Source organism: Candidatus Baltobacteraceae bacterium, assembly GCA_035502855.1.
Lineage (GTDB): Bacteria > Vulcanimicrobiota > Vulcanimicrobiia > Vulcanimicrobiales > Vulcanimicrobiaceae > Aquilonibacter.
In genome coordinates this window covers 69,479-81,901 of record DATJTX010000023.1, presented here as the reverse complement: position 1 = coordinate 81,901, position 12,423 = coordinate 69,479, and the positions used below count along the sequence as shown (strand labels likewise).

Here is a 12,423-nt window from a genome sequence, read left to right as displayed (position 1 = left end):
GCTATCGAACCGCGTCGAGTGCGAGGTCGTCGACCTTGCCATCGCGCAAATCGAGATGCAGCATCAGCCGACCGTGCGCGAAGACCAGGGTGTACGTTTCGCTGGTGACCTCGCCCACGATCGTCGATTCGTTGAAGAAGGCTTGTTCGAGCTTGCCGAGCGGCGCCAGCGTTTGCGCGTAGCTGCGTGCGCGCCGGTCATCCAAGGAGAGCGAAAGATTCTCCGAGAGCAGCGAGCGATCGATGGTTCCGGCGGTGAGCTCCGCGATCAAGTTGCGCACGAGCGCCGTAATCCGCGGATCTTCGAAGATCGCCGGCTGTGAAATTGTCGCGACCAGCGCGTGATCTTTGAGCGGCTCCACGATTTCGACCAGGCTCTTGGCAAGCGGAACGAGCGGAACCTGATCGGCGTTGGAAAGAATCGCGATCGCCGTGCCGTCGTTGAGGACGAGCGCGTCCTCGGCGCTGAAACCGTCGACGTAGCCGGGGTGCTGCGCGACGGGCAGCCCGTACCACCGGTCGGTGAAGAACCCGAAGCCGTAGTTGGTCGGCGTTCCGTCGGCAAGCGTCCACGAACGGGTCATTTGATCGAAACTGTCTTGGGCGATGATCGTACCATCGTACAGATTCCAAAGCCACGTCAGCAGATCGGGCACGTTGCTGCTCATTCCGCTCGCGCTAAAAGCCAGCGCGGGCGAATCGTTGGGGCCTTCGGCTGCGAGCTCCCATTGCGATCCGTCCCAGGCGCAACCGCGCGCGACGTTCTCGGCCAGCGGCACACCCAACATCGTCGAGGCGAGGTTCAGCGGTTTGGTGATGCGGTCGGCGAGCAACGTGGAGAAACTCAATTTCGTTACCGATTGGAGTGCAGTGCCCAGCAAATAATAGTTGCTGTTGCTGTATTGCCAACGTGTGCCCGGTGTAAACTGAGTCGGCGCGTCGAGCGCGCGATCGAGCGTCTCGCCGGGGTCGGTGTAAGAGAGCAGGCCGCTGGTTTGCGAGAGCAATTCTGCGATCGTGATCCCGTCGACTTCGGCATTGAGCGGCAGCGCGCTGCGATCGGCTTCTTCGAGCACCAGCGCCGCTGTGAATTGCTTGGTAACGGAGCCGACGCGAAAAACCGTGTAGCCGTCGACCGGTGCGTTCGTCATGCAGCGGCGCATACCGTAGCCCCGTAGAAAGACGACGTGTCCTTTACGGGATACGCCGAGCGATAGCCCTCGAATGTGGCTGCTTTGCATCACTTGCGCGACCACCGCATCGATCTTCGCCGATTGCGCGGGCGTCAACGCCAGCGACGCAGCCAGGAGCGCCGCGGGCAACATTGAGATCCTTCTTCCACGGCGGGGAGGGTGATCCCGGGTATTCACCGCAATTCAACCGTACTTTGGCACCGTTGCTGGATTTAGATGCGTTGCTGCGTGACTTCGACGCCGGGCGCGCGCGCGGTCTCGCGCGCGCGATCTCCTGGGCCGAGAGCGGGCGCGGCGCCGAGCTCGTCCGCAGGTTGTACGCGCGCTCGGGCCGCGCGCTCACGATCGGGCTCACCGGACCACCCGGCGTCGGGAAATCGACGCTCAGCTCGGCGCTCGTTCGCAAAGCGCGTTCGCTGGAAAAGAGCGTCGGCGTCGTTTCCGTCGATCCCAGCTCGCCGTTTTCGCGCGGTGCGCTGCTCGGCGACCGTATCCGCCTAACCGAGCATTTCGTCGATCCGCATGTCTTCATCCGGTCGATGGCCAGTCGCGGACACCTCGGCGGCGTCGCCGGTGCAACGGCCGACGCGGTGCTGTTGATGGACGCGTTCGGTCTGGACGTCGTGCTCGTCGAAACGGTCGGCGTCGGTCAAAGCGAGATCGAAATTGCCGGACTCGCGCAAACGACGGTGGTCGCGCTGCAGCCGGGCAGCGGCGATTCGATACAGGTGCTCAAAGCGGGCATCATGGAGATCGCCGACGTCTTCGTGGTCAACAAAGCCGATCACCCGATGGCCAATCAGTTGCGGCGTGAAATTCGAGGCATGATGGAGATGCTCGAGTTCAAAGGCTGGGTGCCGGAGCTGGTGATGACGCAGGCGCTCTCGGGCGAGGGTGTCGACGACCTTTGGCGCGCGATCGAAGCGCACCGCGTCTTTTTGAACGAGACCGGCGAGATCGTCACGCGGCGGCGCGAGGCCTTTGCTCATCAAGTTCGGCAGCTCGCGCTGGGCAAACTCGAAGCGCGCCTCGATCGCGATCTCGACTCGCGGCTCGCGACCGATCTCGACCCGTATGCCGCGGCCGACGCGCTGCTCCAAGGTTGGGGTTGATCTCGCCGAGTCCGCCCGTCACCGTCATGCCGCCGGCGCGCGCGATCGTCGAGCGCGCGTTCGACAAACTGCGTTCCTACGGCACGCCGCCGTACGTCGTGTACCTGGCCGATGCGGACGGAAACCTACGGCGTATCGCCTTTCGCGCGTCCGATGAGATGATGAACGACGTCAGCTATCCCATCGGCGACCGGCTGCCGCTAGCGAACATTTACCGCGCGTTCGTCGGCCCGCTCTCGCTCGCGGTCCACGAAGCGGTGATGCCGCCGAACGCGCAAAGCTCGCCGTCGCCGCGGAGTTCGAACGCCCCGAGCGGTTTGGAGTCGGATTTGAAAACGATCGTCACGGTCACGGCGAACGCGCCGCCGGCCTACCGGCTCGACGTGCGCGGCATCGAGACGATCGGCGGCCACCAGGTCTATCACATCGATCTTGCGCCCCGGCTCGACCCCGAACGCTTCGCGCTGCGCGCGCTCTGGATCGACACCAGCACCTACAACATCCGGCGCGCGAGCTACGTCACGCACCCCGATATCGTTCCGATCGGCGAGGCGGATCTCACGGTCGAATTCAGCCAGGTCGGCCCGTACTGGATCGCGGCGCGCTGGATCGTGCTCTATCACAGTCCCGACCTGCCGCACCCCGGCTATCGCGAGCTGGAAGTGAAGCAGATGACCTTCCCAACCAAGCTGCCCGACTGGCTCTTCGACGAGCGGGCCTACGAGCAGCACCGCAGGGACCACGACGTGGATTACCTGCACCACATCTTTCCGGGCGGGGCGCCCTGACTTCGGCGCTTGCGGGGCGGCCCGGCGTTTGGGAGAATACCTTGCGATACCACCCTTAAAGAGGAAGCCAGCTTGGCCAGAATGATCGAGCGCCCGGCGGCCGCAGGCCGCAGCGGGCCCGGCTCGGGCGCGACCGACCGCACGATCTCGGATATCCCGCTTCGCCCGGTCTACGAGCCCGCCGACGTTCAGCGCGTCGAGCCGCTCCCGGGCGTGTATCCGTACACCCGCGGCATCCATCCGAACGGCTACCGTGACCGGCTGTGGACGATGCGCCAATTCGCCGGCTTCGGAAACGCCAAGCAAACGAACGAACGCTATCATTTTTTGCTCGCGCAGGGCCAGCACGGCCTTTCGGTCGCTTTCGACATGCCGACCCTGATGGGCTACGATTCCGACGCACCGCAGGCGCGCGGCGAGGTCGGCAAATGCGGCGTCGCCATCGACTCGCTGCGCGACATGGAAGTGCTCTTCGACGGCATCGACATGGCCGATATCACGACCTCGATGACGATCAACGGGCCGGCCGCGATCGCGGTCGCGCAATACGTCGCCGCCGCCGAGAAGAAGGGTATTTCGCGCAAGGTGCTCGGCGGAACGATTCAAGCCGACATCCTCAAAGAGTACATCGCGCAGAAAGAGTGGATCTTTCCGCCGCGCCCGCACATGCGCATCATCGTCGACATGATCGAGTTCTGTACCGCCGAGATGCCGAGGTGGAACACGATCTCGATCTCGGGTTATCACATTCGCGAGGCGGGCTCGACCGCCGCGCAAGAACTCGCGTTCACGCTGGCCGACGGCTTTGCGTATGTGGAAGCGGCGATGGACCGCGGGCTCGACGTCGATGCTTTCGCACCGCGCCTCTCCTTCTTTTTCAACTCGCACATCGATTTCTTCGAGGAGATCGCGAAGTTCCGCGCAGCCCGGCGCATCTACGCGCGCCGCATGCGCGAGCGCTATCGCGCCAAGAACCCGAAGTCGTGGCAATTGCGGTTCCACACCCAGACGGCCGGCTGCAGCGCAACCGCGCAGCAACCGGAGAACAACATCGTGCGCGTTGCGTACGAAGCGATGGCGGCGGTGCTCGGCGGCACGCAATCGCTGCACACCAACTCGATGGACGAAGTGCTCGCGCTGCCGACCGAGAAATCGGTCGAGATCGCGCTGCGCACGCAGCAAGTTCTAGCTTACGAAACCAACGTTACCAACGTCACCGATCCGCTCGGCGGATCGTACTTCATCGAAGCCCTGACCGACGAGATGGAACGGCAGGCCGAAGCCTACTTCGACCAGATCGAAAACTACGGCGGCGTGATCGAAGCGATCGAAGCCGGATTTTTTCAAAAGGAGATCGCCGAAGCGAGCTATCGCTATCAGCGCTCGATCGAATCGAAAGACCGGATCATCGTCGGCGTCAACTATTTCGAACGCGACGAGGAGCGGGTCGAGATCGATTTGCTCAAGGTTACCGAGGAAGTCGCCCGCGGCCAGGCGCGTGCCCTTGCCGAGTTGCGTGCGAGCCGTGACGGCGGGCGCGTGCAGGCGACGCTCGATCGCTTGCAGCAGGCCTGCCGGAACGAGGGCGACAACGTGATGCCCCATCTGATCGACTGCGTCAATGCGTATTGTACCGAGGGCGAGATCGTGGAAGCGATGGCTGCCGTCTACGGGCGATACACGGAACGATCGGTATTTTGATATGTTGAAAATCAGCAACGAAGTGGACCGGCGCCGCGTACGGCGTACGCTCACCGAAGTCAAGGACAAGCTCGAAGAGGCGCTGCGCCTGAGCGAGCAATTGCAACAGCACAAAGGAAAGCATGGCGAATCGACCCCTGCGGATCATCGTCGCTAAGGCCGGCCTCGACGGTCACGACCGCGGGGCCAAGGTGATCGCGCGCGCATTGCGCGACGCCGGAATGGAGGTGATCTACACGGGTCTCTTCCAGACGCCCGAGCAGATCGTGCAGACGGCCATTCAAGAGGACGCCGACGGCATCGGCCTTTCGATCCTCTCGGGCGCGCACATGACGCTCTTTCCGCTCGTGCTCGAGCAGCTGCGTGCGCAAGGCGCCGAAGACGTCGTCTTTTTCGGCGGCGGAACGATTCCGCCGGAAGACGCGGATGAATTGCGCCGCCTGGGCGTCAAGGCGATCTTTACGCCGGGCGCGCCGTTGCAGGAGATCATCGACTTCGTCGAAGCCGAGTGCGGCAAACGCCGCGAACTCGTAGGATAAATCCTTGAGCGTGAGGACTCGGATCGCGCCGTCGCCGACGGGCGACCCTCACGTGGGCACGGCATACGTCGCGCTCATCAACTACGCGTTCGCCAAACACCACGGCGGCGCGTTCATTTTGCGCATCGAGGACACCGATCAGGCGCGCAGCACGCCCGAGAGCGAGGGCGCGATCTTGGATTCGCTGCACTGGCTCGGCCTTTCATGGGACGAGGGCCCCGACGTCGGCGGTCCCCACGGTCCGTATCGTCAGAGCGAGCGATCGGGAATCTATCAGCGCTACGCGCGCGAGCTGCTGGAGAAGGGCGACGCGTTCAAGTGCTTTTGCACGCCGCAGCGCCTCGAGGAGATGCGCGTCGCGCAGCGTGCCGCCGGCGTGCCGTCGCGCTACGACGGCCTGTGCCTGACCTATTCGAAGGAAGAAGCGGCGCGCCGCGAAGCGGCGGGCGAGCCGTTCGTCGTGCGCATGAAAGTTCCGGGCGCCGGGATCGCCGTCGTCGACGATCTGCGCCGCGGCAAGATCGAAATCGAGTGGAAGACCGTCGACATGCAGGTCTTGATGAAGTCCGACGGGTTGCCGACCTACCATTTGGCCAACGTCGTCGACGATCATCTGATGGAGATCACACACGTCATTCGCGGCGAAGAGTGGGTCTCGAGCGCCCCCAAACATCTTTTACTCTACCGGTACTTCGGCTGGGAACCGCCGAAGCTGATGCACGTTCCGCTGCTGCGCAATCCGGACAAGTCGAAACTCTCGAAACGCAAAAACCCGACCGGTATTCTGTTTTATCAGGCGATGGGATATCTGCCCGAGGCGTTGCTCAACTTTTTGGGGTTGCTCTCCAACGCGGCGAGCGAAGAGCAAGACGAGCTGATGTCGCTCGCGCAAATGGTCGAACGCTTCAACCTCGAGCACGTGCCGCTCGGCGGCCCGGTCTTCGACGTGCGCAAGCTCGACTGGCTCAACGGCCGGTACTTGCGCGAAGCCTTCGACGCGCAGGCCTTCGCGCAGCGCTTCTTCGCGTGGGCGCGCCGGAAAGAGCCTGAGCGCATCCTCACGCTGGCGCAGTCACGCGTCGAACGGCTGAGCGACGTGGCGCCTCTCGTCGCTTTTCTGTTTGCGGGACGGCTGCCGATGACGCTCGAGCAACTGCGTGCGAGCAAGCTCGACGACCCGGCGATGCGTCAAGCATTTTCGCTTGCGATACAAGAGTTCGACGGGCTCGCAAGCTGGGACATGGCCGCGATCGAGAGCGTGCTCCGCCGCGTCGCCGAGTCGATCGGCGTAAAGTTTCGCGACGCCGTCCGCGCGTTCTACATCGCGATGAGCGGCAGCTCCACCTCGATTCCGCTCTTCGATTCGATGGAGATGCTGGGGCGCGATCTGGTGCGCGAGCGCCTTCGCGGTGCACTCGATCTCCTGGGAGGGGCGAAATGAGCGTGCGCGCGATCGTGTTGGCGGCGGGCAAGGGAACGCGGATGAAGAGCCGCATGCCCAAGGTATTGCACGAGCTTTGCGGGCGCCCGATGCTGTGGTACACGTTGCGCGCGCTGCACGTCGCCGGGATCGACGACGTGATCGTCGTGACCAGCGGCGAGCTGCAAGAGGAGATCGCGCGCTTCGGCGTGCCCGGCGTCGTGCAGAGCGAGCAGCTCGGTACCGGGCACGCGGTCAAGATCGCGCTCGAGAACATCGGCGAGCGCGCGGACGGAAAAATCGTCGTCGCCTACGGCGACATGCCGCTTGTCCCGGCGGAGATCTTCGGGCGGATCGTCGGCGCGCTCGATGACGGCAAGGCGACGGTGATGTCGCTCGTCACCGTGAAGATGCCGCTGCCCTCGAACTTCGGACGCGTCGTGCGCCGTGGAAAGAACGTGAAGCGCATCGTCGAGGTGCGCGACGCCTCGGCCGACGAACTCGAGATCGAGGAGATGAACGCCGGCGTCTACGCGTTCGGCGAGCGCGAACTGCGCGAAGCGGTCGCGGCGCTCGAGAACGACAACGCGCAGAAAGAATATTATCTCACCGACGTGGTCGAGCACTTCGTTCGCAGCGGCAAACGTGTCCGGCCGATCCTAGTCGAGGATCACGTGCACGCGCTCGGGATCAACGACCGCGTCGAACTCGCGATCGCGCGGCGCGAGATGAACGCGCGGATTTGCGCGCAGCACATGCGCGACGGCGTGACCATTCTCGACCCCGCGACGACCTATCTCGAGCCCGAACTCGAGATCGGCCGCGACACCGTGATCTATCCCAATACCGCCATCTCGCTGCTCACGACGATCGGTGAGAATTGCACGATCGGGCCGAACGCGCGCCTTTCCGAAGCGCGCATCGGCGACCGGGTCGAGATCCGCGAGAGCGTGGTGGTGCGCAGCGAAATCGGCAGTGATTCGCTGATCGGGCCGTTCGCGCACATCCGCGGCCGCGCGAAGCTCGCCGGGCACAATCGGGTCGGCAATTTCGTCGAGATCAAGAATTCGGAGTATGCGCGCGGGGCGAAGTCCGCGCACCTCGCCTATCTCGGCGACAGTTCGATCGGCGAGGAAACGAACATCGGCGCCGGGACGATCACGTGCAATTTCGACGGTCAGCGCAAGAACCGCACGACCATCGGAAAGAATGTCTCGATCGGGTCCAACACCTCGATCGTTGCGCCGCGCACGATCGGGGACGGTGCGCTCACCGGCGCGGGCTCGGTCGTCACCAAGGACGTTGCGCCGGGCGAGCGCGTCGCCGGGAATCCTGCCAAGCCGCTGCCGCAGAAGGAAGCGGAGCCGTCTAAAGGCTGAATTTCAAGCCGACGAAACCGGCCGCCGCGCCGTAGGCTCCCATCGTCCGGTAAGCGCGAAGTTCGAGCGAGGTCAGCGGGCCGATCTTGTGATCCAAGAACGCCGTCGCCGTGCCGCCGGAATGTCCGGCGCCGAACTGCCCGATGCCGTAGCCGATCCCGATCGCGTTGTTGACGAAGGAAAACGTCCCGTCGACGGTCGCCGCGTACCCGCCGCCGCGCGCGAGCGGAAGGAAGCCGGTCAGGCCGATCGTGGCCGGAAGCAACGGCATCGCGCTCGTCGTGCCGAGCATGATGCCGGGGCCGGTGGCCGATGCACCGTTGCCGGTCTCGGTATAGAGTCCGCCGGCGACCGATCCTCCGGCGAATGCGGGAGCGCTCGTCGCGAGGCAGAGGCCGAGCGTCACGAACGCGGTGCGAGCAACCGATAGTTTCATATTGCAGAATGTACCCGTAGCGACTGGACCTATTCTGATAGCGAGGCGGCCGCTCGTTTGATCGCGTCGAGGCTCTCGACGAGGTCGGCGTCGGTCGTGCGCTGATTGACGATGCAGATGCGAATTGCGCGATGTCCTCCCACCAGCGTCGACGATGCGACCGCCTCGCCGCTCTCCTGGAGACGGATCACGAGTTCGTCGTTGAAACGATCGATCGCGTCGGCTGCGAGATCGCGGCGATAACGGAAACAGACGACGTTGAGCTGCACCGGGGCGAGCAGTTCGAGATCGTGATCCGCATCGACCAAATCGCCGAGCAGTCGCGCCTGCCGAACGTTCTCGGCCATCGCCGCACCGAGTTTGGCCGAGCCGTGCTCCTTGATCGTGAACCAGACCTTGAGCGCGCGAAACCCGCGTGAGAGATCGATCGTGAAATCCGTGAACCACGGTTGCCCGCTGGCCAAGCCGCGCTGCATGCGCGTGAGATACTGCGGCGCGGCGGCGAACGTCTCGCGATGAACCTCGGCTTCACGCACCAAGAGGCAACCCGCGTCGTACGGCACTTGCAGCCACTTATGAAAGTCGAACGCAATCGAATCGGCCCGCTCGATGCCGCGAAAACGGGGCGCGAGCGAGGGCGCCATCATCGCCGGCGCCCCGAGCGCTCCATCGACGTGATACCAAAGACCGTGGCGCTGCGCGACCTCGGCGAGTTCGTCGAGCGGATCGATCGCGCCGACGTCCACCGTGCCGGCGTTGGCGATCAGCATGAACGGGCGATTCCCGGCTGCGCGGTCTTCCGCGATCGCGCGCGCGACCACACCGGGTTCCATGCGCTGCAACGAATTCGCCGGCAGCACGCGCAGCGAACCGCTTCCCAAACCGGCGACCTCGAAGGCGCGGCGGATGCAGCTATGCGTTGCGGTGGAGGCATAGCCGATCAGACGGCCGCCCTCGCGCGTGATGCCGTGCTCGCGCACCGCCGGCCCGAGCGCGCGCGTGCGCGCGACCAGAACCGCGATCAAATTGGCGGCGGATGCACCCAGGGTCAGCACGCCGCTTGCACTCGGCGGTAGACCGAAGAGTTCACGGAACCACTGCAGCACCGCGCGTTCGACGTAGACGGCGCCGTGGTTGCGGCCGCCGAGGTTCGAATTCATCGTCGCGGCCAGCAGGTCGGCCAATGCACCGGTCGGCGTGCCTGCCCCTTGTACCCATCCGAAGAAGCGCGGGTGAATGTTCCCGCTGTTGTACGGCAAAATCGTTTCGACGAACTGGCGGTAGACGGAATCGAGCGGCGTCGGTTCGCGGGGCAGCGGCTCTTGCAGTCCGGCTGCAACCGCATCGGGCATCGCGCGCCACGCGGGACGTTGACGAACCTCCTCGAGATAATCGAGCGCGTCGTCGAGCGCGGCATGACTCAACTGCCGAAAGGCCGGCCAATCCGTAGGATCCAGCACGTTGCGGAACCTTCGACACGCGCGAGGGTCCTCTTCTCGCGCGTGACGGGCACTGGAACCAAGTGAGCCACATGAGCACCGCGCTACTCGTCGCGTTCCTCCTCAGCGCGGTCTTCGGCGCAGCGGCGCTGCGGTCGCAGGCGCGGCTGCGCGCGCAGAACGCGATCATTCGCGTGTTCCAGGCGCGCGAAGACTTCGTGTTGGATGCGGTTCGTGCGCTGCTCGACGCCTCGCGCCGCTCGAGCGCTGCGGTGGTCGAAACCCTCGCTCTGGCGATCCGGCGGCGCGATCCGGCGATCGACGCGGTGCTCGTCTTCGCGCCGAACGGCGAGGAGCTCGAATGCGTGTTTGCCGACGGACCGCGGGTCGAGCACTACGCGAGCATTCGGTTGCGGCGCGACGCCGATCACTTTCTGCCGGCGCGCGCGGCGCTCATCGGTCATCGTGCGAGCGGATGCGACGGCGTGCTGGTTCCGACCGATCGCCAAGCGCTGGCCGTACCGATGAGCGATTCGAACGGACTGCGCGCCGTCATCTACGTTTCGTCCTGCTCGGCCGATTCGATCGACGGCGAGGAAACGATCGTGCGCACGATCCAGCACGCAGCCTCGCCCTATGCGCTCGCGCTCGAACGCGAGCTTGCGCAAGCCGACGCCACCTACGACGGACTGACCGGGCTGCTCACGCCGCGCGCGTTTCGCACGCGGCTGCGCGACGAGATTGCGCGCACGCGATTCGGTGCGGCCGCGGTGTTGACGCTGTGGTTCGTCGATACCGATCGTTTCAAGTCGGTGAACGACACCTATGGCCACGCGGCGGGAGACGCCGTGCTGCAGGGCATGGCGGAACTGCTGCGCGCGCACGCCGTTCCCGAGATCGATCTGGTCGCACGCAACGGCGGCGACGAGTTCTGCGTGCTCATCCATGACGCGCAAAAGACGCTCGCGATCGAGCGTGCCCAAGCGTTCTGCGAGACGGTTCGCCGGAACGACTTTTCGCTGCCGATGCGGATCACGGCCAGCGTCGGCGTCGCCAGCTTTCCGCATGATGCGCGCGATGCCAATGAATTGCTCGAGGTGGCGGACGCAGCGATGTATCACAGCAAACGCACAGGCCGCGACCGCGTTTCGTTTGCCGTCAACGCAGGCGCGTTCGCCGTTTTCCGCGAGGGGAGCGTCGGAAGCGATCCGGCCGTGTAGGGGCGAACAGCCATCGGGTGACCCTGCGACCCAACGCGATCGATTATCGCCTCGATGCCCTCTCCTCCCATATGCTGCTCTCGCACTCGGCCGCGCAATTGGCCGATCCCGCGCGCCAGGCCGCGGCGCTGCGCCTCGTGCACTGGTACCTGCCCGGTTGGTTCCTGAGCGTACTTCTGCCGGTCTTTGGGCTGGCGTATTTCTGGCGCTCGGGACATGCGGCGGCATTACGCGACGCGCTGCGCCGGCGATTCGACGACGAAAACTTCGTCCGCTTCGTGTTCGGCGCCGTGCTCGGCGCGATCGTGCGGATCGCCGCGTTGCTGCCTAGCCTCTACCTGTATCGCCTCGAACGCCTGATGAGCCAGAGCGATCAGCTGCTGCGTTCGTGGAGCATCGATTGGATTTTGATCACCTTGCTTTGGATGCTGGTGGTAGGCGTGGTCACGGCCGGCGTGTTGTGGCTGGTCGATCGGACGCATCAGTGGTATCTCTACACGATCGGCATCATTCTCGCGCTCAGCTTCGCGGTTGCGTATCTTTCGCCGGTCGTAGCGGCGCCGTTCGAGCAAATCGTGCCGATGCCGCCGCGGACGCTGGCGGCCATCCGCGCGATCGAAACGCGGGCTCATATGGCAATCCCCGTGGTCGAACAAATCCGCGTGCGCTCGCACGTTGGAACCGCATACGTTGCCGGATTGGGCGCAACCCAGCGGATCGTGATCGGCAACGCGATCGTGGAGGTCACCAGCGCGCGCGAACTCCAATATGTCATCGCTCGCCAACTGGGATTCATCGCCAACGGCGCCCCTTGGAAGGTCGCGTTGATCGACGCGCTGCTGCTGATCGTCGGCGCAGCGATCGCGGTCGCCATCGCGGACCGGTTCGGTTTTCGGCGCGACGACGACCCGGTCTCGCGCTTCGCGCTGCTCGGCGCCTTTTTCGGGGTGCTCTATCTGTTCGCGGTACCCGGCGGCAACGCGCTCCTGCGCGGCATCTCGCTCGGCGCGGACGGGTACGCGCTCTCCCTCCACGTGAATCGCGCCGCCGCGGTGCGAAACGTGGTGCGCGCAACCGACGAATCCTTGACCGAGGTCTGTCCCGATATCCTGGCGCGCGTCTTCCTGCAGCGCGCGCCGGATCCCGCCGTGCGCGTGCACGACATCAACAACGTCGTCTCTACCTGCCCGCCGTAGC

The 12,423-nt window shown here is 64.7% G+C and carries 12 protein-coding genes; 9 read left to right on the top strand and 3 right to left on the bottom strand.

The window, feature by feature from the left end; translation table 11 throughout:
• Nucleotide 1: 1 nt before the first annotated feature.
• The gene (locus VMF11_08720; GenBank protein ID HTU70394.1) at nucleotides 2–1,324 is read right to left on the bottom strand and encodes a serine hydrolase domain-containing protein; all 1,323 of its coding nucleotides are present in this window, start codon (nucleotides 1,322–1,324) and stop codon (nucleotides 2–4) included.
• A gap of 89 nt (nucleotides 1,325–1,413) precedes the next feature.
• On the opposite strand from VMF11_08720, the gene meaB reads away from it, so the two are divergent.
• From meaB to glmU, 7 genes are all read left to right on the top strand, one after another.
• Entirely contained in the window at nucleotides 1,414–2,304 is an 891-nt protein-coding gene (gene meaB / locus VMF11_08715; GenBank protein HTU70393.1) for a methylmalonyl Co-A mutase-associated GTPase MeaB, read from the top strand.
• The gene (locus VMF11_08710) at nucleotides 2,301–3,092 is read left to right on the top strand and encodes a hypothetical protein (protein HTU70392.1); all 792 of its coding nucleotides are present in this window, start codon (nucleotides 2,301–2,303) and stop codon (nucleotides 3,090–3,092) included. Before meaB ends, VMF11_08710 begins: the two co-directional genes overlap by 4 nt.
• A gap of 81 nt (nucleotides 3,093–3,173) precedes the next feature.
• Complete coding sequence (locus tag VMF11_08705; GenBank protein ID HTU70391.1) at nucleotides 3,174–4,793, top strand: methylmalonyl-CoA mutase family protein; 1,620 nt, start codon at nucleotides 3,174–3,176, stop codon at nucleotides 4,791–4,793.
• 1 nt (nucleotide 4,794) lies between these two features.
• A complete protein-coding gene (locus tag VMF11_08700) occupies nucleotides 4,795–4,950 on the top strand; it encodes a hypothetical protein (protein HTU70390.1) in 156 nt (51 codons plus the stop codon).
• The gene (locus VMF11_08695; protein ID HTU70389.1) at nucleotides 4,916–5,332 is read left to right on the top strand and encodes a cobalamin B12-binding domain-containing protein; all 417 of its coding nucleotides are present in this window, start codon (nucleotides 4,916–4,918) and stop codon (nucleotides 5,330–5,332) included. Before VMF11_08700 ends, VMF11_08695 begins: the two co-directional genes overlap by 35 nt.
• A 10-nt stretch (nucleotides 5,333–5,342) precedes the next feature.
• Nucleotides 5,343–6,773, top strand: coding sequence for a glutamate--tRNA ligase (gltX, locus tag VMF11_08690; protein HTU70388.1), 1,431 nt, complete (start codon nucleotides 5,343–5,345; stop codon nucleotides 6,771–6,773).
• Entirely contained in the window at nucleotides 6,770–8,131 is a 1,362-nt protein-coding gene (gene glmU / locus VMF11_08685; protein HTU70387.1) for a bifunctional UDP-N-acetylglucosamine diphosphorylase/glucosamine-1-phosphate N-acetyltransferase GlmU, read from the top strand. Before gltX ends, glmU begins: the two co-directional genes overlap by 4 nt.
• On the opposite strand, the gene VMF11_08680 is transcribed toward glmU, so the two are convergent.
• Both VMF11_08680 and VMF11_08675 read right to left on the bottom strand, forming a co-directional pair.
• Nucleotides 8,121–8,567 (bottom strand): hypothetical protein, encoded by a 447-nt coding sequence (locus VMF11_08680; protein ID HTU70386.1) that lies wholly within the window; start codon nucleotides 8,565–8,567, stop codon nucleotides 8,121–8,123. The genes glmU and VMF11_08680 overlap by 11 nt on opposite strands.
• Nucleotides 8,568–8,596: 29 nt before the next feature.
• Complete coding sequence (locus VMF11_08675; GenBank protein ID HTU70385.1) at nucleotides 8,597–10,027, bottom strand: pyridoxal-dependent decarboxylase; 1,431 nt, start codon at nucleotides 10,025–10,027, stop codon at nucleotides 8,597–8,599.
• Between the two features lie 71 nt (nucleotides 10,028–10,098).
• On the opposite strand from VMF11_08675, the gene VMF11_08670 reads away from it, so the two are divergent.
• Together VMF11_08670 and VMF11_08665 are read left to right on the top strand one after the other, a co-directional pair.
• Nucleotides 10,099–11,226, top strand: a complete 1,128-nt coding sequence (locus VMF11_08670; protein ID HTU70384.1) for a GGDEF domain-containing protein — start codon at nucleotides 10,099–10,101, stop codon at nucleotides 11,224–11,226.
• Between the two features lie 17 nt (nucleotides 11,227–11,243).
• Nucleotides 11,244–12,422: a M48 family metalloprotease gene (locus tag VMF11_08665; GenBank protein HTU70383.1), complete on the top strand. Its 1,179-nt coding sequence runs from the start codon at nucleotides 11,244–11,246 to the stop codon at nucleotides 12,420–12,422.
• Nucleotide 12,423: the final 1 nt, after the last annotated feature.

Excerpts from the sequence above, each read along its gene's own strand:
- VMF11_08720 (HTU70394.1), bottom strand. The coding sequence starts at position 1,324 with ATGTTGCCCGCGGCGCTCCTGGCTGCGTCGCTGGCGTTGACGCCCGCG.
- VMF11_08705 (HTU70391.1), top strand. The coding sequence starts at position 3,174 with ATGATCGAGCGCCCGGCGGCCGCAGGCCGCAGCGGGCCCGGCTCGGGC.
- VMF11_08700 (HTU70390.1), top strand. The coding sequence starts at position 4,795 with ATGTTGAAAATCAGCAACGAAGTGGACCGGCGCCGCGTACGGCGTACG.
- VMF11_08695 (HTU70389.1), top strand. The coding sequence starts at position 4,916 with ATGGCGAATCGACCCCTGCGGATCATCGTCGCTAAGGCCGGCCTCGAC.
- glmU (HTU70387.1), top strand. The coding sequence starts at position 6,770 with ATGAGCGTGCGCGCGATCGTGTTGGCGGCGGGCAAGGGAACGCGGATG.
- VMF11_08680 (HTU70386.1), bottom strand. The coding sequence starts at position 8,567 with ATGAAACTATCGGTTGCTCGCACCGCGTTCGTGACGCTCGGCCTCTGC.
- VMF11_08670 (HTU70384.1), top strand. The coding sequence starts at position 10,099 with ATGAGCACCGCGCTACTCGTCGCGTTCCTCCTCAGCGCGGTCTTCGGC.